Source organism: Lysinibacillus sp. NPDC097162 (assembly GCF_044762185.1).
Lineage (GTDB): Bacteria > Bacillota > Bacilli > Bacillales_A > Planococcaceae > Lysinibacillus.
Window position 1 is genome coordinate 654,301 of the sequence record NZ_JBIWDT010000001.1, and the last position, 20,276, is coordinate 674,576.

Annotated in this window: 21 protein-coding genes; 11 read left to right on the forward strand and 10 right to left on the reverse strand. The window is 36.9% G+C overall.

Annotated features, from left to right (window positions below; all coding sequences use genetic code 11):
* Positions 1-323 precede the first annotated feature (323 nt).
* From ACIQXW_RS03145 to ACIQXW_RS03155, 3 genes are all read left to right on the forward strand, one after another.
* The gene (locus ACIQXW_RS03145) at positions 324-1,625 is read left to right on the forward strand and encodes a M48 family metallopeptidase (RefSeq protein ID WP_401019085.1); all 1,302 of its coding nucleotides are present in this window, start codon (positions 324-326) and stop codon (positions 1,623-1,625) included.
* A 114-nt stretch (positions 1,626-1,739) separates the two neighbouring features.
* Positions 1,740-2,555: a YitT family protein gene (locus ACIQXW_RS03150; protein ID WP_401018796.1), complete on the forward strand. Its 816-nt coding sequence runs from the start codon at positions 1,740-1,742 to the stop codon at positions 2,553-2,555.
* A gap of 133 nt (positions 2,556-2,688) precedes the next feature.
* Complete coding sequence (locus ACIQXW_RS03155) at positions 2,689-3,066, forward strand: MmcQ/YjbR family DNA-binding protein (RefSeq protein ID WP_401018795.1); 378 nt, start codon at positions 2,689-2,691, stop codon at positions 3,064-3,066.
* 135 nt (positions 3,067-3,201) lie between these two features.
* Here ACIQXW_RS03155 and ACIQXW_RS03160 read toward each other — a convergent pair whose 3' ends face one another.
* From ACIQXW_RS03160 to ACIQXW_RS03185, 6 genes are all read right to left on the reverse strand, one after another.
* A complete protein-coding gene (locus ACIQXW_RS03160; protein WP_402759855.1) occupies positions 3,202-3,546 on the reverse strand; it encodes a GIY-YIG nuclease family protein in 345 nt (114 codons plus the stop codon).
* Positions 3,547-3,562: 16 nt separating this feature from the next.
* Positions 3,563-4,318 carry a DUF2087 domain-containing protein gene (locus tag ACIQXW_RS03165; RefSeq protein WP_401018794.1) on the reverse strand — a complete coding sequence of 252 codons (756 nt, stop codon included), beginning with the start codon at positions 4,316-4,318 and terminating at the stop codon, positions 3,563-3,565.
* 128 nt (positions 4,319-4,446) lie between these two features.
* Positions 4,447-5,322, reverse strand: coding sequence for an ABC transporter permease (locus ACIQXW_RS03170; RefSeq protein WP_402759856.1), 876 nt, complete (start codon positions 5,320-5,322; stop codon positions 4,447-4,449).
* Positions 5,322-6,242: an ABC transporter ATP-binding protein gene (locus ACIQXW_RS03175; RefSeq protein ID WP_401018791.1), complete on the reverse strand. Its 921-nt coding sequence runs from the start codon at positions 6,240-6,242 to the stop codon at positions 5,322-5,324. Before ACIQXW_RS03175 ends, ACIQXW_RS03170 begins: the two co-directional genes overlap by 1 nt.
* Before the next feature lie 6 nt (positions 6,243-6,248).
* Positions 6,249-6,653, reverse strand: a complete 405-nt coding sequence (locus ACIQXW_RS03180; RefSeq protein ID WP_340825304.1) for a DUF3021 domain-containing protein — start codon at positions 6,651-6,653, stop codon at positions 6,249-6,251.
* Position 6,654: 1 nt separating this feature from the next.
* Positions 6,655-7,104 carry a LytTR family DNA-binding domain-containing protein gene (locus ACIQXW_RS03185; RefSeq protein WP_340825302.1) on the reverse strand — a complete coding sequence of 150 codons (450 nt, stop codon included), beginning with the start codon at positions 7,102-7,104 and terminating at the stop codon, positions 6,655-6,657.
* 324 nt (positions 7,105-7,428) lie between these two features.
* On the opposite strand from ACIQXW_RS03185, the gene ACIQXW_RS03190 reads away from it, so the two are divergent.
* Positions 7,429-8,457 carry an AbrB family transcriptional regulator gene (locus tag ACIQXW_RS03190; protein ID WP_402759859.1) on the forward strand — a complete coding sequence of 343 codons (1,029 nt, stop codon included), beginning with the start codon at positions 7,429-7,431 and terminating at the stop codon, positions 8,455-8,457.
* 43 nt (positions 8,458-8,500) lie between these two features.
* Here ACIQXW_RS03190 and ACIQXW_RS03195 read toward each other — a convergent pair whose 3' ends face one another.
* A complete protein-coding gene (locus ACIQXW_RS03195) occupies positions 8,501-10,195 on the reverse strand; it encodes a methyl-accepting chemotaxis protein (protein WP_402759861.1) in 1,695 nt (564 codons plus the stop codon).
* A gap of 363 nt (positions 10,196-10,558) precedes the next feature.
* Between ACIQXW_RS03195 and ACIQXW_RS03200 the strand changes: the two genes are divergently transcribed.
* The 4 genes from ACIQXW_RS03200 to ACIQXW_RS03215 all read left to right on the forward strand — a co-directional run bounded on the left by ACIQXW_RS03200 (position 10,559) and on the right by ACIQXW_RS03215 (position 14,230).
* Positions 10,559-10,699 carry an RAxF-45 family protein gene (locus tag ACIQXW_RS03200; protein WP_340825298.1) on the forward strand — a complete coding sequence of 47 codons (141 nt, stop codon included), beginning with the start codon at positions 10,559-10,561 and terminating at the stop codon, positions 10,697-10,699.
* Between the two features lie 103 nt (positions 10,700-10,802).
* Positions 10,803-12,602, forward strand: coding sequence for a ribosomal protection-like ABC-F family protein (gene abc-f / locus ACIQXW_RS03205; RefSeq protein ID WP_402759863.1), 1,800 nt, complete (start codon positions 10,803-10,805; stop codon positions 12,600-12,602).
* Complete coding sequence (locus ACIQXW_RS03210; RefSeq protein WP_402759865.1) at positions 12,595-13,386, forward strand: GNAT family N-acetyltransferase; 792 nt, start codon at positions 12,595-12,597, stop codon at positions 13,384-13,386. Before abc-f ends, ACIQXW_RS03210 begins: the two co-directional genes overlap by 8 nt.
* Positions 13,387-13,495: 109 nt before the next feature.
* Complete coding sequence (locus ACIQXW_RS03215) at positions 13,496-14,230, forward strand: hypothetical protein (RefSeq protein ID WP_340825293.1); 735 nt, start codon at positions 13,496-13,498, stop codon at positions 14,228-14,230.
* Positions 14,231-14,287: 57 nt separating this feature from the next.
* Here ACIQXW_RS03215 and ACIQXW_RS03220 read toward each other — a convergent pair whose 3' ends face one another.
* A complete protein-coding gene (locus ACIQXW_RS03220; protein ID WP_340825292.1) occupies positions 14,288-14,668 on the reverse strand; it encodes a hypothetical protein in 381 nt (126 codons plus the stop codon).
* Positions 14,669-14,863: 195 nt separating this feature from the next.
* On the opposite strand from ACIQXW_RS03220, the gene ACIQXW_RS03225 reads away from it, so the two are divergent.
* Both ACIQXW_RS03225 and ACIQXW_RS03230 read left to right on the forward strand, forming a co-directional pair.
* Positions 14,864-15,394: an NfeD family protein gene (locus ACIQXW_RS03225; RefSeq protein ID WP_340825251.1), complete on the forward strand. Its 531-nt coding sequence runs from the start codon at positions 14,864-14,866 to the stop codon at positions 15,392-15,394.
* A gap of 15 nt (positions 15,395-15,409) precedes the next feature.
* On the forward strand, positions 15,410-16,963 hold the full coding sequence (locus ACIQXW_RS03230) for a flotillin lipid rafts scaffold protein FloT (RefSeq protein ID WP_340825250.1): 1,554 nt from the start codon (positions 15,410-15,412) through the stop codon (positions 16,961-16,963).
* 257 nt (positions 16,964-17,220) lie between these two features.
* On the opposite strand, the gene ACIQXW_RS03235 is transcribed toward ACIQXW_RS03230, so the two are convergent.
* Positions 17,221-17,757, reverse strand: a complete 537-nt coding sequence (locus ACIQXW_RS03235; RefSeq protein ID WP_340825249.1) for a GNAT family N-acetyltransferase — start codon at positions 17,755-17,757, stop codon at positions 17,221-17,223.
* Positions 17,758-17,782: 25 nt separating this feature from the next.
* Positions 17,783-18,607 (reverse strand): methyl-accepting chemotaxis protein, encoded by an 825-nt coding sequence (locus ACIQXW_RS03240; RefSeq protein WP_402759868.1) that lies wholly within the window; start codon positions 18,605-18,607, stop codon positions 17,783-17,785.
* Positions 18,608-18,918: 311 nt separating this feature from the next.
* Here ACIQXW_RS03240 and ACIQXW_RS03245 point away from each other — a divergent pair, with 311 nt between their 5' ends.
* Positions 18,919-20,130, forward strand: a complete 1,212-nt coding sequence (locus ACIQXW_RS03245; RefSeq protein ID WP_402759870.1) for an MFS transporter — start codon at positions 18,919-18,921, stop codon at positions 20,128-20,130.
* Positions 20,131-20,276 lie beyond the last annotated feature (146 nt).

Sequence of the window (20,276 nt, forward strand, 5' to 3'; positions counted from 1 at the left end):
TTCCAATTAAGATTCAATAAGATTTCATAAAAAAATTTCGTGATACTTCTACGGATAGCGACAAAGCAACCGTTAGAAGCATACGAAATTTTTTTATTTATCATTTTCTAGCCTTTAGTCAGTAAAATATTTGTACAGTATAGTAGGTAATAAATATGGTGTTACGGTAAAAGATAGTAGACATACAACTGTTTGTTCTATTGGTGAAAAATGGACAATCTCTTTTGAGATGAAATAAAAACACATAAAGTTTGTTCTAACTTTTTCAAATTAGCTTACACTTACTATAGGACGAACTTTGTGTGGAGTAAGGGGGAAATAACATAGCGAAAAAAATGGGAATTGTTGCGCTACTATTATTTGGTGCTTATGTTCTTTGCATGTACTGGTATATATTTCATAGTGGCGGTGGCACAATACCGCGGGCGTTTCAAGGAACCGCTGCGGACCCAGTCATGTTTATGTCTGAAAAAGAATTAAACTTAAGTGGTGAATATTCAAAAATACGAAATTTCCTATTCTTTGTAGTAACACCGTTTGAATGGCTCGTTTATATGGTCATTTTGTTAATGGGTGTATCTCGTTATTTTGAAAAAGTTGCGACTTCCCAAACAAAATGGAAACTGCTACAAAATGCTGCCTATTTATTTTTGTTATCATTTTTGCTTTATGTAGTGCTTTTCCCAATTGAATACTATCGCTATCATTTAAGTAAAAGCTATGGAATAAGTACACAGGCCTTTACCTCATGGATGCGAGATGGGATTATTGATTTTTGGATCAACTTTGGAATGACCTTTATTGTCGTATCAGTTATATATTGGTTGATTAAAAAGAGCGTGAAGAGATGGTGGCTATATGCATGGCTATTAACGATTCCCTTTACGATTTTTGTCATGTTTCTTCAGCCTGTTGTCATTGATCCATTGTACAATGATTTTTATCCGTTAAAAAACAAAGAACTAGAAACGAAAATTTTAGCAATAGCTGATCAAGCTAATATTCCGGCAGAGCATGTCTATGAAGTCAATATGGCACAAAAGACAAATGCCCTAAATGCATATGTTACGGGTATCGGTAGTAATTCAAGAATTGTACTATGGGATACGACATTAAATCGCTTAACAGATAATGAAATTTTATTTATCATGGCACACGAGATGGGACATTATGTTGAGAAGCATATTTATTTTGGCATTGCGGGTTATTTAATATTGACCTTAATAGGGCTATGGATAACAGCGAAAAGTATGAGGTGGGCGATTGCTCGGTACGGACATGCATTGAAAATTACGAAAATGAGTGACATCAATTCTTTGCCACTATTTTTACTCATTACATCTTTTTTATTATTTGCTTCGAGTCCGTTATCTAACTATGTATCACGATATCAGGAAACGAGAGCGGATAATTATGCCATATCATTGATGGGCGATCGCACGGCAGCGGTAACGGCATTCCAAAAGCTTACGATATCTGGGTTAAGTGAAGTCAACCCACCACTTCTTGTTAAATGGTTCCGCTATACACATCCGACAATGCTTGATCGAATTATGAAAGTGGCGGAAACGGAAGAACCTAAAAATGAAAAGCCGCTAAAGGAAGAGCAGAAAAAAAGCAAATAGACTTGCTTGAAAGTCACAACAATACACGAAGGTCTAGGTTTTTTGGGCGAATAAGTTGGGTATTCTAAAGAGAAGATTATCAAAATTGTTCGTTGTAGAATGGTAGGGGATTTCATGCGCAACATTATTATTATTACGCTTGCTTCAATATTAATGGCCTTTGCTTATAATTTTTTATTAATACCGCATGAGATTTTGAGTGGCGGATTAAGCGGGATTGCCATTATGCTTGGTATTGTTACACCTCTAAATACAGGTGTATTGAATCTTTTATTAAATTTACCGTTGTTAATTTTAGGTGTGATGAAGCTAGGGAAACGCTTTATTGCGTATACAATATTGTCAGTTGGGGTAATGTCCCTATCATTGTTAATCATTCCGATTTATAAGGCAACAGAGGAACCGATATTGGCATCATTATTTGGTGGGGTAATTGTTGGCCTGAGTGTCGGTCTAATTTTCCGTGCATCTGGTTCCTCAGGTGGCTTTGATATTATTGCTATGCTTTTAAGTCGCAAAAGAGATTTTCCTCTTGGTGCACTTATTTCAGTAATGAATGGGATAGTAGTGGCGATTTCAGGTTTTGTTTTTAGTTGGGATGCGGCATTGCTGACGCTCGTTTCAATTTACGCCACAGGGAAGGTTGTCGATACAATCCATACGAGTAATATTAAGCTAACGCTTATGATTATTACGAGCAATGGTGAGGATGTGAAACAACAACTGTTAACTAGACTGCATCGGGGCATTACGATGATGGATGCTAAAGGCGGATATTCAGGTGAAGGACGAAAAGTGCTAATTACCGTTATAACACGCTACCAGCTGGCGGAAGTGAAAAGTTTAATAAAAGAAGTAGATGCGAAAGCATTTGTAAATATCCTGCAAACGACCGAAGTAATCGGGGTGTTTGATCGTGGTTCTAAATAATAAAAACATGCATTGATGATTACCTTAAATATAGTTACTTTAGAAAAAAATGTATTTTAAAAACACGCGTTATAGATTATAATGATAATCGAACGTGTGTTTTTATTTTCTAGGATAGAAGGATGGGGTAACGATGCAAAAAGATACGATTCATGCATTTTGTTTAAAGCTACGCGGAACGACTCATGATTACAAAGAAGAATGGCAGGCAGACCGCTATCATATTGGGGGGAAAATGTTTGCGATGATGGGTGGAGATGCTACAAGAAAGCCTATTATTACTTTAAAATGTGAACCTAGTCGAGCAGAAGAATTAAGAGAAACCTACGAAGGAATCATTCCAGGGTACTATATGAACAAAACTCATTGGAATTCGATTTATATGGATGCAAATATTCCAGAAGACTTACTTGAAAATTTAATCCAGCACTCCTATGACCTCGTGTTCGCAAAGTTAACAAAAAAAGCCCAATTAAGTGCCAGTCACTCAAACAATTCTGAATTTTTATAGTTGGTTGCGGGAACGCACGCAATGTAAGTCGCAACAGACCACGCGATAGCGAGGGTTGCGACTTACGTCGTGCCAGAAGTGCCAGTCACGGAAACAATTCTGAATTCCGAAGTGCCAGTCACTCAAACAACTAAATTAAGAATTATAGCCCAGCTCACCATAAGGCTGAAGCTTTTCAAGCCACTGTTCTTCAAGCTTTTCAAGTTCCTTTTTTGCATCAAAATAGCCTTCTTCTTTTTCCTTCAAATACTCCACTATCTCGAGCTGAAAAGCATCTTTGCCGAATGTATTGTAGTCAGCTTGTAAAGTTTTATTCGTATAAGTATTTGTTTTTAACATAAACTGAAATCCGTTTAATCGTTTTAAGTTATTGAAGCTTCCAACAAACACTTTACCATTATGTTTGTTCGTCATTGTAAAAACGCCTGCTTCAATTTTCATTTCTTTATACATTTCTTTTAATTCTTTTTTGTGATCCATTGTTAACCCTACTTTCTTATTTTTTTACCCAATAAGCACTGCCATCATCTTGACGATCCATAAAACCGTATTGAATTAAATAGCGACGAATTTGTACATAGTCCTCATATATTGGCTGAATTATTGCATTGAGCTCTTTTTCTGTATACTCTTTTGACTCATCAAAAAGCTTTGTAATAGCACGTAGCACAACGATTTTATGCTTTTCTCGTTTTGGGAAGCGGACGAGCTCTTGACCGATACCATTAGGAAAATATTTCTCAAGCAACTGTTGTTCTTCAGTAAGGGTGATATTATAACGATCGTCGACCATCGTAGCCGTTTTGTGAATTGGCACAAAAGAATCTTCCTTCTGATCTTGTTGTTTTAATAGTTCCATCATGGCAAGGAATGTTTTAGCTTGACGTTCTTTTTCCTTTAAAGCAAAACGATGATGTCGAATAGTTGTTGCGCTCCCAATTTCTAGCTCTTCTTTAATTTCCTGATCGGTTTTGCCTTCATAAAAAAGGCGCAAAATATGACTTTGATGTTCTGTTAAACCTGTCATTTTTTTATTTAAACCATTTAAGTAATGAAAAACTGATTGGTGTGTAGCAGTAATATGGTGTTGCATAAATTTTTCAGCCTCATATAGTACATCTTCATGTGGATAAATAATACCTTTTTCAATTTTCTCTCCACAAAGAAGGCAAGTGTAGTGTGTGGCTTCATTTGTATAGCCATGCGTAATGTCCTCAATCGAAGCCTGCCAAAATAATTGATTTACATCCATTGTGAAACCCCCTAAAAACAAACGATTATTTATTTTGTTTATTTATTTATATTTAAAATAACAAAACGTTTGTGAAAAAGCAATAAAAAGACACATCGCGTTTGAAAGCGATGTGCCCATATTGACTATTAGTGATTTTTCTTTTTAAAAATAAAGACTGATAAAATAGCAAGCACAATGATAGTTACAAGAATAACAATATAGCTTATTGAGGTGCTAAAAGAATGCCCATTTAGCTCATAAACAATACCATAGTTTAGCTTATAGCTTTCCACCTGTGCAACAGGAACACCGTCAAAAACATTCGTTATTGAACTTTCCATAAAAGCATTGCGCAAAAGTAATGTAGTATGACTGATTGGAAAATACATAATAAGCTGTTGGGCAAAGTTTGGTAGAACGCCAACAGGGACGTAGACACCACATAAAAAGCCTAGTACTGTGCCAACGATTGTACTCAGTGTTGAAAAAGCATTTTGTGTGCTAACAAATAGTACGAGAAAAACATTAAATACGCTCGCGAGTAATACGGATAATAATAGTATACCAATTACTTTAATTAGGGCACCAAAGCTAAGTAAATGACCGCCAGTGGCCACTAAGAAAATTTCACAGCCTACTAGGGCAATGAGGGAAAAGATACAGCCGATAATAAAGGCATTCATGACATAGCTCATCTGAATTGTTGCACGGGAAATAGGGGCAGTTAGGAAATCTGCTGTCGCCTTTGATTCAATATCACGAACGACAATAGCAAATGCTGCTAGTGTTGTTGTAACAGCAATCATTGATAATAAGCCTGCCACTAACCATTCATTGACCATTGCAATCAATTCTGGTGTAGCCTCTGTCATTTGCTCGATTGCATCGACTTGCATTTTTTGAAGAAATACCGCGTATAGAACGATGACAATTATAACGGAAAGGAGGGAGAAAAAGACTTGGGTTTTATCTCTCCTGAAAACCTTGTTATTACGTTGAATTAAGCTAAACATTGCTTCCATTACGTAGCATCTCCTTGTGCCATAATATGAATAAAGACATCGTCCATTGTTCCTTTAATAACTTCAAACGAGGCTAAAAAGGGTTCTGCACTTTTTAAAAGTGTAAGTGCATGCATAGTAGAGTCCACTCGAACTGAGAAAACGCCTTGCTTTTCGGTGAAATGTAATGTGGTGTCTTGCAGCCATTCTAACCCTGAAGAACGATCATGAAATACAAGTGCCATTTGGTCGTAAGCATATTTTGTTTTTAAGGAATCAGGTGTTCCTTCAGCGACAATGCGACCTTGTTTTAACACAATGACCTGATCTGCAACTGCAGCTTCTTCCATATAGTGCGTTGTTAAAAATACCGTCATATTTGTTTCTTCCTGGAGTTGTTTAATCGTTTGCCAAACGAATTGGCGTGTTTGTGGATCGAGTCCAGTTGTTGGTTCATCTAAAAATAATATTTGTGGTCGATGAATGAGTGCACGTGCTATATCTGCGCGTCTTTTTTGACCACCAGACAATGTGCCATATTTTTGCTGTTCAATATCATCTAAATGTAAATAGGTAGAGACAAATTGATAGTTTTCAGCAAGCTGTGTTCTCGATAAACCATATGTTTTACCGCGGTGTACAATATTTTCACGAACCGTTAATCGTTCATCGAGTAGGCTTTGCTGGAATACAACGCCGATTGATTTTCGAATTTCTGCATTATGCGACCTCTCATCTAGCGTATAACCGTTAATCGTTACAGTACCACTTGATTTTTGTAATAATGTGCATAATATTTCAATGGTCGTCGATTTCCCAGCACCATTAGCACCTAAAAAGGCGAAGAGAGAGCCTTGTTCTACTTTAAAGGAAATTCCTTTTACTGCTAATTGTTCGCCATATTGCTTTTGTAAATGCTCGACTTGAATCGCAAACGTCATATTTGTCTATTCCTTTCTTTTTTTGATTTCATTATTGATTTCCTCAATATCGTTCTTTTGCAGTACATATAAAATGCACCATACAATGAAATAAATAATGATTTCCGCAATGAGCACATACAAAACTCCTGAATGTTCGAACCAACGGCCAAAATAGCCTGCTACCATTACGAACAACGTCACGGCAATAAAATGCAGAATAAGCTGAGTGGAAAATAGTAAACGTTCTATGTCAAAAATGATGGACAGAGGACCTATTGCTGCTCCGAGTATGGCTGCAATGATTATTTGTTCGAGTAATTCCGGTCCTGATGCCAATCCATGATTAGAAATGAGACTTAAGGTCACTAAAGTGTAGGATGAGCTAAGTGAGATGAGTAGACCAATAATCATCATGCGTAATACTCTCATATTATGAATCCCTCCCAATACCTAATTGGCGTTTTAATTCTTTTAAATACTTCCGGCTGACATGAATGGACACATCATTATCTAGCAATAATTCTGTTGCGCCAATTTTGCCCATCTGAATAGAAGCAATTTTATTAATGTTAACGAGGGTGGATTTACTAACTCGTGCAAAATCTTTCGCTAATTGCGCTTCGAGCTCATATAATTTGCGTTTTGATTCAAATTCTTGCTCCTCTGTCTGCAAAAAGACTTTAGCGCCTTCAGCATAAATTGAATAAATATCTGTAATTTTTATTAAATGAATTTCTTGCTGCAAATAACCATCGAGCATGGTCGTTTGGGCTGCTTGCAATTGCTTCATCAATTTTTCGATGTGCTCGTTATACTCCTTTGCATGTATGTGGATCTCGGTTTCTTCTAGCGCGCTATTAATCATTAAATGAATTTTCATTGGAGGCCTCCTCTGGTAATACGTATTACCTCATCTCCTATAAAAGGAAAGGCATTTATTTACTGAATCAGGTTAATATTAATGTAGCATAGAAATTTTTAGATAAGATAAATTGTTTAATAAGTGGTAAAAATTAATGATTAACAGGTAGGTTTTATTCAATAACTGCTATTAACTTCCACTGCGTGTAGATGGAGGGCTTTTAATATCTGAAAATTCAAAATTGTTTTAGTGGCAGGCACTTTCTTTAAGAAGTTTGGAGGAGTAGCAAATTGGCTAGGTTGCGGTCATAATAGAACTATCATTCTTGAGGGGTTGCTAGCAATGTATACATTTTATAAGCAGATGTTCTTAACACTATGTATTGGGTTGTTAGGAGCGCTGTTATTTCAATTTTTACATATTCCGATGCCGTGGTTGCTTGGGGCAATAGCCGCTGTACTTTGTGTACAGTTATTTACAAAAGTACAATTACAATGGCATAAATATTTTCGAAATATTGGTTTAATCGTAGCGGGATATTCCATTGGCTTTGCTTTTACTAAAGAAGCGGTACAAGATATTCAACAGTTTTTAGGCAGTATCATTGTACTGAACTTGATTTTTATCCTGTTATTTTTTGTTATTAGTTTTATAGTAGCAAAACGTACTGAGTTAGATTTTCCGACTGCGCTAACATGTTGCGTCCCTGGAGGAATGACACAAATTGTTGCCTTTGCTGAGGAGCAAGGGAATATGAATATGGCTGTGATTACGTTTTATCAGGTGTTGCGAGTACTATTAATTGTTGGCTTTGTACCATTAATGGTGACAGGCATAGGCGAAAATATCGTCACTGTTGATGGAAGTCTTTCATTGCGATTATTCATTTTACTCCTTATTTGTGGAATGGCAGGGTGGCTTGCCCAAAAGGTGAGAATTCCAACAGGCTATATGTTAGGTCCAGTATTTTTATTAATGGGCTTGAATATAGCTGGGCTTGAAGTGCCCAAAATGCCATTATCATTTCTTCATATTGCACAGCTCGTTATTGGTATTTATATCGGCCTGCTACTGAAAAAAGAGGATTTACATTTATCAAAGAAGCATGTTTTTTACGCATTTATTTCAGCGGGTCTTTTTATAGGTTCTGCATATGCTTTATCATTTGTTATGAAAAACTTGTACGGGCTTGATTTTCGCACAGGTTTTTTGAGTATCGTACCGGGTGGGCTAGATCAAATGGGGATTATCGCTGCATCTGTTCATGCAAATGTGACCATTGTGACTGCATTTCAGCTATTCCGTGTGTTGATTGTGTCCATATTCCTTGTACCGTTAGTGAAAGTATTTGTGAAAAAAGCGAACACGTAAAAAAGATTGCTCATAAGGTTTATCGATGAGCAATCTTGAGTTATTAATATTTAAACTGATGAATTAAATTTTGCAGCGTTTCTGCGTTTTTTGTAAGGGTAGTTGCTGCATCGTTAATATCCTCCATCGAATAGAGGTTTGTTTCAGCAATCTGTGAAACGACTTTTGACTGCTCTCGTGCATCGACGGCTATTTCAGCCATAATTTGAGTAGATGCATTGGCCTGTTCAATACGAGCATATAACTCTTCAGCAATCCCTGAAACTTCTTGAATTTTATTTGTGACAACAGCCACTTTTGTTGTAATGTTTTCAAATGCAAGATTTGTTGTACGAACAATTTCTACACTTGAAGCGGCTTCTTTTTCACTTTGTTCCATATGCGCACTCGCTTCTTGTGCTAGCTGCTGCATCGTATGAATGGTCTCAGTAATTTGAGCAGCAGATGTTTTAGATTGTTCAGCTAATTTACGAACTTCCTCTGCAACGACTGCAAAGCCCTTACCATGTTCTCCTGCACGTGCTGCTTCAATAGATGCATTTAAAGCAAGTAAGTTTGTTTGGTCAGCTATTGCATGAATGACCTCGACAATATTTCCAATTGTATTAGCATGGGCATCAAGTGCAACGATTGACTTGGCACTTTCTAAAACTGCCTCTGTCATAGCCTGCATCTGCGCTTGCATGGCCTGTGCTGTTTTCTCACCATGTTTCGCCGTATCAAAAGCTTCTGTAGCATGTGATGATACTTCCATATTTGTTTCCGTTACATGTTGAATACCGCCAGCAATATCATACATGGCTTCGGCGTTTTCATTAGCACTTTGTTTTTGCGTACTTGCACCACTTGCTAATTCTTGCATATTCGCTGTTAATTGTTCAGTTGTTCTCGTTGTGGAGCCTGCCGTTGCAGATAGCTCAGCGGATGAAGCAGATACTTGATTGGCTGTTTCATCTACTTGATGCATCATTTTACGAAGTGTATCGAGCATGGCATTGAACGATTTGGCAAGATCTCCAATTTCATCTTTTGTGTTGACAACGAGTTGTTGTGTTAAATCGCCTTCTCCAGCAGAAATTGTTTCGAGCTGGGTATTTAAACGTTTTAAAGGTTTTACAATATTACGCACAAGTAATGTACCTGCAATTACAGCAATAATTGCAGCTATGAAGGCTACTACCCCCATTTTGAACATCATTTTTTGTGCTACCGCACTAATTTCAGAGGAGGGAACACCAGCAAAAATCATACCAATTGTTTCTCCATTAGCATTTTTTATCGGTCCATATTGAGTGAAGTAAGGTTTACCAACTACATCAGCTGTTCCACTATATATGTTTCCTTGAGTAATAACGGCTTCTGTTACTTTCGGATCGGCAGTTGTGCCAATTGCACGCTGTCCATCTACCATAACATTTGTATTAACGCGTGTATCATTAGCAAAAATTGTAATAGCTGCTTCGGATAACTCTCCTAATTTATCAATTAATGCAGTTTCGTTCGCTATTTTTGCGTCTCCTTTGTAAAGTTCACCATTTTCCAAATGCCATTCACCTGGCAATGTTTGCTCCAAATTATAGACACTTAGATCATAGATTTGGCTAAGGCGTGTATTATTTTCTGATTCAAGGGTCGTTTTCATTTCACTAATATTTACAAGTCCAACAGCAATTAAAACAAATAAAATAATCGTCACAATTAGCAAGCTCATTTTCGTTTGCATACTTAAGTTTTTCATAGATCCCTCCACATTTTAATCCACATAAATAGACAGCAAGTTATTGCTAAAATACTTGCTGTTTTTGCATTCGTTTAAGGAAAACATTTCTATTTTTACTAGTATATAATTACTTAAGCTTTTTGTATATTTCTAAATTAAATATAATTAGTGAATTTTAGGCTGTGTTTTTTGAGAATATTGTACTAAAAGGGTTGATGTGAAAGACATTTTTTGCATTCTATTTTCCTATTTGAATGAATTGCAAGAAATCCTTTCGAAGTATCGCCTTACTACTTCGAGTAATCCATATAAAATATACATTCCCAATTTCTATGTAATATGGTATGATAACACTAATTATAAGAACGGAGGTGAAAAAGGATGAATCAAAACGCTACGAGAACAAGTGTAAAAGTGGATACCGCTATGTATTTTGCACGTGTTCTAACTTTCGATTTTGCTAACAACGGGATAGGTCTGTCTATTTTTAAGCAAAATCAAATACTACACGTAGCGGATTAGCCATTCTTTTTCACAAATAAAAAAGGAAAAGACTGCTTGTTAATCGAGCAGTCTTTTTTGTTGTCTAAAGATGTTTTTTCGCACGTTTTATGGAGGAAAAACAATGCAAATTAAGGCTGAACAAATTCAAAAGGTAATAGGTGGAAATATATTATTTGAAGGGCTTCAACTGGAAGTCAATAAAGGGGAACATGTAGCTATTGTAGGTGTAAATGGCAGTGGTAAAACGACTTTACTACAATTACTAGCAGGTATAGATGTACCTGATAGTGGTCGTATTATTAAAACTAAAGGAACAACAATTGGCTATCTACATCAAATTCCTAGCTACCCTTTGCTTACAGTAAAAGAAGTGCTGGAGCAAGCATTTGCTGAAATCTATGCGCTAAAAGCAAAAATGACTACGCTGGAACAGGAAATGCAAGTGAACGTTTCAGACAAAGTATTACAACAATATGGTCATGTCCAGGAACAATTTATGTTGCAAGGGGGCTATGAAATTGATGCTCAACTAGCGACCATTGCAAATGGACTTGGTATTACGTCATTACTCCCATTGCCATTTGCCAGTATAAGTGGCGGTGAAAAAACAAAGGTCATGCTTGGTCAAATTTTGCTAAGTAACCCGTCTATTTTACTATTAGATGAACCAACAAATCATTTAGATATGCAAGCAATTGAATGGCTCGAAAACTATACTCGTAATTTTTCTGGCATTGTCATTGTCGTATCGCACGATCGTCAATTTATGAATCAAATGGCACAAAAAATCATCGAAATTGAGGATGGAGAGGCGTTTACGTACAAGGGGAATTATGACGATTTTATCGCGCAAAAAGAAGCGAAAGTTGAACAGCAGTTTGCTGAATATGAAGAACAACAAAAGAAAATAAAAAAAATGCAAGAAGTAATTAAGCGTTTAAGACAGTGGGCAAATGAAGCGAATCCACCGAATGCTGCATTGTATCGTCGTGCTAAAAGTATGGAAAAGGCATTAAACCGGATAGCGCGTGTCAAAAAGCCTATCACGAAAAAGAAAATGAATTTAGCATTAACGATGGCGGAACGAAGTGGCAAGGAAGTCGTACAAATGAAAGCGGTAAGTCATGCTTTTGAAAAGCCATTATTGCAGGATAGTCATTTATCGATCTATTTCGGAGAACGGTTGGCGATTGTGGGCAATAACGGTAGTGGGAAATCTACATTATTAAAAATGATGTTAGGAGAAATTGTACCGAATCAAGGGACATGTAAAGTAGGGAATAGTGTAACGATTGGCTATTTGTCTCAACAATTTGAACATGAAAATCCGACCATTCGTTTAATTGATGCTTTTCGAGAGAGTGTATCCGTATCAGAGGCAGAGGCGCGTCATATGCTTGCACAATTTTTATTTTATGGATATGACGTATTCAAGAAAGTGAAGGACTTAAGTGGTGGTGAAAAGATGCGTCTGCGTCTAGCACAGCTGATGCATGAAGAGATTAATTTACTCATTTTAGATGAGCCGACTAATCATTTAGATATTGAGGCAAGAGAAGTATTAGAGGACACGCTTGAATCTTTTGAAGGTACAATCATCGGTGTATCGCATGACCGTTACTTTTTACAAAAGATCTTTACAAAGATTGCATGGATTGACCATCAAACAATTCATGTATATGAAGGCGACTATGAATGGGCGAGGACAAAGCACCTACCGATAGACCAAGTACTGGCAGTAGAAAAAATTACAAAGACAATTGTACAAAGTAATAAAGAGCTCCCAATTGATGAACAAATTGAAAAGCTAGAGTTTAAATTATCTGAACCAACACTTGTTAAGGAACAACGTCAAAAACTAGAGCAACAACTAGAAGCACTATATGAAAAATGGCTGGAAGGGGGTTCGGACGATGCTTAAGCTAGAGCACATCATACAACTAGACATTGACTATATCAATAGTTTTAGTGAGATGGAACGTTGTGCACAAGGTGTATTCTTTTACAATAAGGAAATGCCAACTTACTTTGACGCTAATCATGCGCATATTTGGAAAAAGATTGAGCAAGAGGAGAAGTTTTTAACAGACTTAAAACGTTTTTATACGTCAAAAGGACTTATACCGAGAATGTATTTATACAATTTAGAGGAAAATCATCAGTGTATCGAGGCATTACAAGCACATGGCTTTCAATATGAATCTTTTACAGATGAGGTACAATGCTGGAATGGAGTAACTGTTCAATTACCGGTTAATCCAGCAATTCAAATTGAACGTGTAACAAATGTTAATGTACAGGAAGCACTAGCAGTTGAAATGAGCATATCCACATTTGGTGAACCTGCTATAATAAAAGAGGCGTTCGATAAAACTTATCGTTCACAGCATTTTACCTATTATTTATTAAGGATGGACGGGGTAGCTTGCTGCACGGCAAATATATTTGTTTCTGGTAAACATGGAAGAATAGAAAGTGTAGCAACTTTAGAAAACTATCGTGGAAAAGGTTTGATTGGTTATTTGTTACAACATATTCAAAAAGAATCTGTTATAAACAGGCTAAATTATTTATGGATTTTGCCTATTAGTGAGCAAGTCGCTAATGTTTATACAAAAGCGAATTTCCATTCATTAGGTAAAATAACATCTATCCATGCATTTACTGAAGGAAAAAGTATTCAAGAAATAAGGTCAGCAAAATAAACGTTTGTTAAAAAAACTTTAGAATCTTAAAAGTATATTACTTGAAAAAAAGTGGTATTCGATTTATTGTCTTTAGAGATACTTGTTTAATGGACTTGGAGGATATGAAATGCACGGAATTTATATACGCTACAATGTCTCAGAAAAAAACCAAGAAGCAACATGGCCACGTAAAGTGGATGCATTTGCATATGTTCAACGAGGTAAGCCACAACAAGGGAATGACAACATGCTTTCGATGGAGGAGCTACGAAGTCATGCGATTCGTTATATTAAAAGTTTAAAAGAAAATGCGAGTTTACATTTAGTGGAACAACATAATGGTGAAATTGAGCATTTCGGTCGACGATATGTGGAATCATTAAAGGTAAAAGAAAATATCGATTCGCAGCTTATTAATCTTGAAGAAATTCGCCTACTATTGCAATTAATGAATGTATTGAATTTATCGCATAGTTTTGGAGAAAATGCGGGGAAGATACTACGTCAAATTACGCCATATGCTAAAGATGTAGAGAATTCAACGTTCCAAACTACGCGTGTAGAGCGTCATTTTTACTCTGAGATAATTGAACAAATCGAAATGGTATACGCACGCATTTTGCGTCAACATAATCCGTCCACGACAGAAATGCAGCAATCGGAAAAATTATGGACTGCTGTTTGTGAGCAAGCAATTGACAAGGTCGAGGCACGTATTGAACGCTTATCTTCTATTAAATTAAAGCATGAAAAAAATTTATTAGAGTATAGTCAGTTGAAGCAACAAAATATCGAGGCGAAGGAACGCTTAGATCACGCTGTTCAGGAGCTAGATGCGATATTAAATGTATTAGAATCCTAATTGAAAGATAAAAGCATGTCGCCAATTGGTTTTTAAATCCAATCGGCTGACATGCTTTTATTTTACGTTATTTTTTTCTGCTTCTTCACGTTTCCATTGACGATAAACACGTAGTAAATCAAAGCCAAGTACTATCACAATAAGATAGAAAATAGGGCTATTATAAGATAAACCGATTTCTGATTCGCCGCCTAATAATGTGAGCACAATCCAAAGGCCAATTGTATAGAGCGTTAATCCAGCATACGCCTTTTTGGATATCTTTTTATATGTACCTTTTGAAGTCACCATTTGTATACATACAAGAACGATTAATATGACAAGGATAATTTTCTTCGACAATAGCTCTGCTAGCGTCGTGGCAGGGAAAAAATCATTGACAAATAGTAAAGTGAAAAATAAGAAAATACAAACATTTAAAACGGTGGATAGCTTCATGCAATATCTCCTTCGATGCCTTTATTCTTTTCTATTGTAACATGGTTTGAAGTGAACAATAAATAGACGCAAATGAATGACCAATTTTGTACAACTAATTGCGTAATTTAAAAATTAATATAATCTTAAAAATTTTGAAACTTTTTTCTCTGTGCATCCGTATAGTAGGTAATACGTTGAAAAGGGGTGATCTATTTGACGCTATTTGGCTATACATTGGAGCAAATTTATTTAGTGGTATTAATTTTCGCGGGACTGGCAACGGTTTTGTTTATGTTTTTCGGTGATGCTGTCGAGGGCATAGGAGAGGGTCTACCGATTTTTAATCCAAGTGTCATTCTTTCTTTCATTACGTTAATGTCAGCAGCTGGATTTATTTTAGAAAAGTTAGCCTTTTTCCCTAGCGTTTGGAATATAGGTGTAGCTGCTGTAATTGGAGTTATTTTAAGTGCCCTATTTTATTTATTTATTCTCGTTCCACTAAAATCTGCTGATGTCTCATTAGCCTATACAGAAGAATCACTTGAAGGTCAGTTAGGTAAGGTAATTGTACCGATACCGTCTGATGGCTTTGGTGAAGTTGTCATTGAGACTACAAGCGGTATGATTGCAAAGCGTGCAACAGGCTTTGACAATGAGGTAATTGATTATGATACGACAGTCCTTGTAGTTGAAGTGAGGGCAGGCACTCTTTTTGTGAGAGCCTATGAAAAAAAATTTATTTAAAGGAGAGATACTATTATGTCGATGGATATTTTGATTGTTTTAGGAATTGTAGCATTTATTTTAATCGCTCTTGTAGCACTATATGTAACAAAGTATCGTACAGCGGGTCCTGATGAAGCACTGATTGTAACAGGTAGCTATCTTGGCTCAAAAAATGTACATAAAGATGAGTCAGGAAATCGAATTAAAATTATTCGTGGGGGCGGTACATTCGTCTTCCCGATTTTCCAGCAAGCTCAACCATTAAGCTTACTATCAAGTAAATTAGAAGTTACAACACCTGAAGTTTATACGGAACAGGGTGTTCCAGTAATGGCTGATGGTACAGCAATTATTAAAATTGGTGGTTCTATTTCAGAAATCGCTACAGCTGCTGAGCAGTTTTTAGGAAAGCAAAAGGCAGAACGTGAAGGTGAAGCACGTGAAGTATTGGAAGGACACTTACGTTCAATTTTAGGGTCGATGACGGTTGAGGAAATTTATAAAAACCGAGATAAATTCTCGCAAGAGGTACAACGTGTTGCTTCTCAAGATTTAGCGAAGATGGGTCTTGTTATTGTTTCCTTTACAATTAAAGATGTGCGCGATAAAAATGGCTATCTTGATTCACTTGGTAAGCCAAGAATTGCACAAGTTAAACGAGATGCAGATATTGCGACTGCAGTTGCAGAAAAAGAAACACGTATTAAGCGTGCAGAAGCATCAAAAGAAGCACAAAAGGCTGAAATAGAACGTGCAACAGAAATTGCGGAAGCTGAAAAAGAAAATCAATTAAAAGTGGCGGAATTCCGTCGTGAGCAAGATATTGCGAAAGCTCGTGCAGACCAAGCTTATGAATTAGAAACTGCACGTGCCAAACAGGAAGTAACTGAACAAGAAATGCAAATTCGCATTATTGAACGTCAAAAGCAAATTGAATTAGAAGAAAAAGAGATTTTACGTCGTGAAAAGCAATACGATTCAGAAGTGAAGAAAAAAGCAGATGCTGATCGTTATGCAGTTGAGCAAAATGCAGAAGCTGAAAAAATGCGTGAGCTTGCGCAAGCAGATGCTGAGAAATATCGTATTGAGTCGTTAGCAAAGGCAGAAGCGGAGAAGATTCGTTTAGATGGTATCGCGAAAGCGGATGCCGAACGTGCGCAAGGTGAAACAGAAGCAGATATTATTCGCCTACGAGGTCTTGCAGAAGCTGAAGCGAAACGTAAAATTGCAGAAGCCTTCGAGTACTACGGTCAAGCAGCTGTCCTTGATATGGTTGTACGCATGATGCCAGAGTATGCGAAAGAGCTTGCAAGTCCACTAGGCAATATCGATAAAATTACAGTTGTTGATACTGGTGGCGGAGAAGGCGGAAGTGGTGCCAATAAGGTGACTTCTTATGCAACGAACTTAATGTCAACACTACAGGAAACATTAAAAGAAACGTCAGGCATTGATGTGAAGGAATTAATCGAAAGCTACGCTGGTAAGCACACATTGAGACCAGAGCTTGAGCGTATTGCGACAGAGCTAGTGAAACAGCCAGAACCTGTTGCTACAGAAAAACAAAAAGAAACAGTTGAACAATAAACATTAGAAAAAGTGTTAGATTGACTGCGGTCAATCTAACACTTTTTTGTTTTGTCGTTAATGTTCGCTACGGCGCTTTGTTTCCACGGGCACACAGTAAGGCACAACCCTTGCTAACGCGCGGTTTGTTGTGTCTTACGTGGCGTGCGTTCCCATAGGAGTCAACGCTTCCGCTGCCATCAACTATCGGAAATTTACTAACATCTTTGCCAACACTCTATCAGTAATCTATCTTATTACATTGTAGGTATTGCCATTTATTTCCACTCGCTCGCAAGCATGCCGTAAACGACGTGGTCGACGTAGTGGTCGTATAGCCACTCTGCAGCACGAATTGTTCCTTCTGTTGTGAAATTAAGTCGTTCAGGGATAGCCCTGCTCTTTGTGTTGCCCACAGCAGCACGGATTTCAACTTTATTTAGTTGTAGTCCGTCAAACGCATATTGTAATAATGCTTGTACTGTTTTGGTCATTATGCCATGGCCTTGAGCGTCTTTACCGAGCCAATAGCCGATTGCTGCAATTTTATTACTATAATTAATAGTATTAAAGCCCGCGATTCCTACAATTTTATCGCGGAAAATAATAGCTAGCGACATGCTACTTTTTGCTTCATAGCCAGCAATACAGCCTTCGATATAGCTTTTTGTATCCGAAAGCTCTTTTGTGAAATCCAACCACGGTAACCATTCACGTAAATATTCTCTCGAATTATCTGTTAGCGCGAAAACAGCCTCTGCATCATCTAAAGTGATTGTTCGTAACGATAATTCGTGATTGATAATAATTTCCATACTATTGCCGCCTCAATTCTATATTTTATTTCAAAGCATTATGCATAAAGCCCTTCATTTCTTGACTTAGCGTTGTTAGTTCTTCAATAATTTCACTAAAATCTTGCACAAGTTGGGCCTGTTCATTTGTTGCATCATTGATTTGTCCCATATTTTGTTTTAGATTATCAAGATTTCTATTAATATTGCGAAGAGAAGCTTCAATATTTTCCGTTGCACTAGAAGTTTCAAATGAAAGTTTTCTGACTTCCTGTGCAACGATATTAAAACCTGCTCCATGCTGACCTGCGCGAGCCGCTTCAATCGACGCATTTAAGCCAAGTAAATTCGTTTGACGAGAAATACTTTTTATTAAATCTGTAACATCATTTGTTTTTTCGGAATCCTCAAGCGCGTGTTGCGCCTGTTTGTTAATTTCCTCACTAGTTGCTGCTAACTCCTCTGAATGGGAGGCGATGGTATGTACTTTATCTTGAAGATTATTCACGATATTATCCATTGTATTCATATACTGTTCGAGTTTGAGCTCATTATCAATTGGTAATCCAAAGGCTAGTGCCCCAATAACTTTACCATTTTCTCGAATCGGAAATGCAAAAGCATTGATGGCAATACCGTATACGTCCTCGGGAATGATGACATCTGCATTTTTTCCACCAAAGGCGATGAACACATTTTGATCATTCGCATTTACTTTTTGGCCATCCACATAACCTGTGTCTACACGTTTGCCTGCTAAATATTTTACAACTGTTTCACTTTCCTTCTCAATGACAGCTACAATCGCTTCCTCTTTTAATGCAAGATGGATATAGTGCGCTGATAGAGCTAAAGCTTCAATCATTTTCATGGGATACCTCCGAGTCTTTATAAAAACATTGATTTCTAGATTATTCCTTCACTGTAGCACACTAATTGCTAATTCAAAATAGTAAAAACATTCATTTAACAGAAAAAAGATATTTTTCTTGGGCATGTATATTATTCGAAAAATTAATGACACAGAATTATACTTTCTATTAAATTGTCAAATAAAAATAGTGGAAACAAAAAGAAAAGCGCATATAGTTTGTCTAAATTTTGACAACCTTCCAGTGTTTTTTACAGAATGTTGTATTAGAATAATAGATAGATAGGACGCGTCACTGGAAGGAGATAGAGATGGACTATATAGAGAAGGGAACAAAAGCATTTAACAGAGCAAATTGGGCTTTATTTTTAGCAGGGTTTATTACCTTCGCGAACTTATATGTATCGCAACCGTTACTACCGACGTTTGCCGAAGAGTTTCATGTCTCACCAGCAGTTGCAAGTTTGTCATTATCGGTAACTACATTGGCACTATCGATTAGTATGATAATTGTCGGCTCGTTATCTGAAGCTTGGGGAAGAAAGTCGTTAATGACAATATCTATATTTGCAGCATCGGCTTTAACGTTAGCACTAGCTTTTTCACCAAACTTTGAAACTATATTAGTATTGCGTGTTATTCAAGGAGTTGTGTTTGCTGGGCTACCAGCTATTGCTATGGCTTATTTAGGCGAGGAAATTGCTCCGACTAGTTTAGGCGTTGCGATGGGGCTCTACATAAGCGGCAATTCTGTAGGGGGGCTAAGTGGTCGTGTCATTATCGGTACATTGACAGACTTGTATAACTGGCAAGTTGGCATGATTGTGCTTGGCGTAATTAGTTTGATGATTAGTGTGTTATTTATATGGATGCTACCGAATTCCAAAAATTTTACGGCACGGCCGTTACAAATAAAGGCGCTAACAAAATCACTTATTCAGCATTTAAAGGATCCATCTATGCTTTGTTTATTTGGTATTAGCTTTGTGTTAATGGGAAGCTTTGTGACGCTTTACAACTATATTGGTTTTAAATTAATGGCACCACCATATAATTTAAGTGCCACAATTGTCGGGTGGATATTCGTTATTTATTTAGTAGGGACATTTAGCTCGGCATGGTTTGGCAGTTTGGCCGATCGGTTTGGGCGTCAAAAAATGTTATTGTTAGCAATTGCTATTATGCTTGCAGGTGCAATTATTACATTACAAAGTCTTCTTTTGTTAAAAATATTAGGTATTACAGTTTTCACATTTGGATTTTTTGCAGCCCATTCAATAGCGAGTGGCTGGGTAAGCAAACGTGCAACTCATGATAAGGCACAAGCATCATCACTGTATTTATTTTTCTATTATTTTGGCTCGAGTGTGGGTGGAACCGCAGGGGGTGTGTTTTGGATGCACTTCGGCTGGGTAGGCGTAATTGCAATGATAACAGTATTTTTAGTCATTGCTTGTATGCTAACATTTGTATTAAAAAGCGTCATTGCGAAACAACGGTTAATTACCGGCTTAGTAAAGTGAAGTATTAAGTTGATAGAACTCCTTTTATTTTTCACATGACGGAAAATTGAACAATCACCTCAGCTCTAACTGTTCGTAGAGAGGGGGTGATTTTTTATCCACTCGAAAACAATAGTTAGCATATATTATTGACAAAATGGAAAGTT

What these genes read in the sequence shown, in the direction of transcription:
- ACIQXW_RS03150 (WP_401018796.1), top strand. Translation starts at nt 1,740, where the DNA reads ATGCGCAACATTATTATTATTACGCTTGCTTCAATATTAATGGCCTTT.
- ACIQXW_RS03155 (WP_401018795.1), top strand. Translation starts at nt 2,689, where the DNA reads ATGCAAAAAGATACGATTCATGCATTTTGTTTAAAGCTACGCGGAACG.
- ACIQXW_RS03160 (WP_402759855.1), bottom strand. Translation starts at nt 3,546, where the DNA reads ATGGATCACAAAAAAGAATTAAAAGAAATGTATAAAGAAATGAAAATT.
- ACIQXW_RS03165 (WP_401018794.1), bottom strand. Translation starts at nt 4,318, where the DNA reads ATGGATGTAAATCAATTATTTTGGCAGGCTTCGATTGAGGACATTACG.
- ACIQXW_RS03170 (WP_402759856.1), bottom strand. Translation starts at nt 5,322, where the DNA reads ATGGAAGCAATGTTTAGCTTAATTCAACGTAATAACAAGGTTTTCAGG.
- ACIQXW_RS03175 (WP_401018791.1), bottom strand. Translation starts at nt 6,242, where the DNA reads ATGACGTTTGCGATTCAAGTCGAGCATTTACAAAAGCAATATGGCGAA.
- ACIQXW_RS03180 (WP_340825304.1), bottom strand. Translation starts at nt 6,653, where the DNA reads ATGAGAGTATTACGCATGATGATTATTGGTCTACTCATCTCACTTAGC.
- ACIQXW_RS03185 (WP_340825302.1), bottom strand. Translation starts at nt 7,104, where the DNA reads ATGAAAATTCATTTAATGATTAATAGCGCGCTAGAAGAAACCGAGATC.
- ACIQXW_RS03190 (WP_402759859.1), top strand. Translation starts at nt 7,429, where the DNA reads ATGTATACATTTTATAAGCAGATGTTCTTAACACTATGTATTGGGTTG.
- ACIQXW_RS03195 (WP_402759861.1), bottom strand. Translation starts at nt 10,195, where the DNA reads ATGAAAAACTTAAGTATGCAAACGAAAATGAGCTTGCTAATTGTGACG.
- ACIQXW_RS03200 (WP_340825298.1), top strand. Translation starts at nt 10,559, where the DNA reads ATGAATCAAAACGCTACGAGAACAAGTGTAAAAGTGGATACCGCTATG.
- abc-f (WP_402759863.1), top strand. Translation starts at nt 10,803, where the DNA reads ATGCAAATTAAGGCTGAACAAATTCAAAAGGTAATAGGTGGAAATATA.
- ACIQXW_RS03210 (WP_402759865.1), top strand. Translation starts at nt 12,595, where the DNA reads ATGCTTAAGCTAGAGCACATCATACAACTAGACATTGACTATATCAAT.
- ACIQXW_RS03215 (WP_340825293.1), top strand. Translation starts at nt 13,496, where the DNA reads ATGCACGGAATTTATATACGCTACAATGTCTCAGAAAAAAACCAAGAA.
- ACIQXW_RS03220 (WP_340825292.1), bottom strand. Translation starts at nt 14,668, where the DNA reads ATGAAGCTATCCACCGTTTTAAATGTTTGTATTTTCTTATTTTTCACT.
- ACIQXW_RS03230 (WP_340825250.1), top strand. Translation starts at nt 15,410, where the DNA reads ATGTCGATGGATATTTTGATTGTTTTAGGAATTGTAGCATTTATTTTA.
- ACIQXW_RS03235 (WP_340825249.1), bottom strand. Translation starts at nt 17,757, where the DNA reads ATGGAAATTATTATCAATCACGAATTATCGTTACGAACAATCACTTTA.
- ACIQXW_RS03240 (WP_402759868.1), bottom strand. Translation starts at nt 18,607, where the DNA reads ATGAAAATGATTGAAGCTTTAGCTCTATCAGCGCACTATATCCATCTT.
- ACIQXW_RS03245 (WP_402759870.1), top strand. Translation starts at nt 18,919, where the DNA reads ATGGACTATATAGAGAAGGGAACAAAAGCATTTAACAGAGCAAATTGG.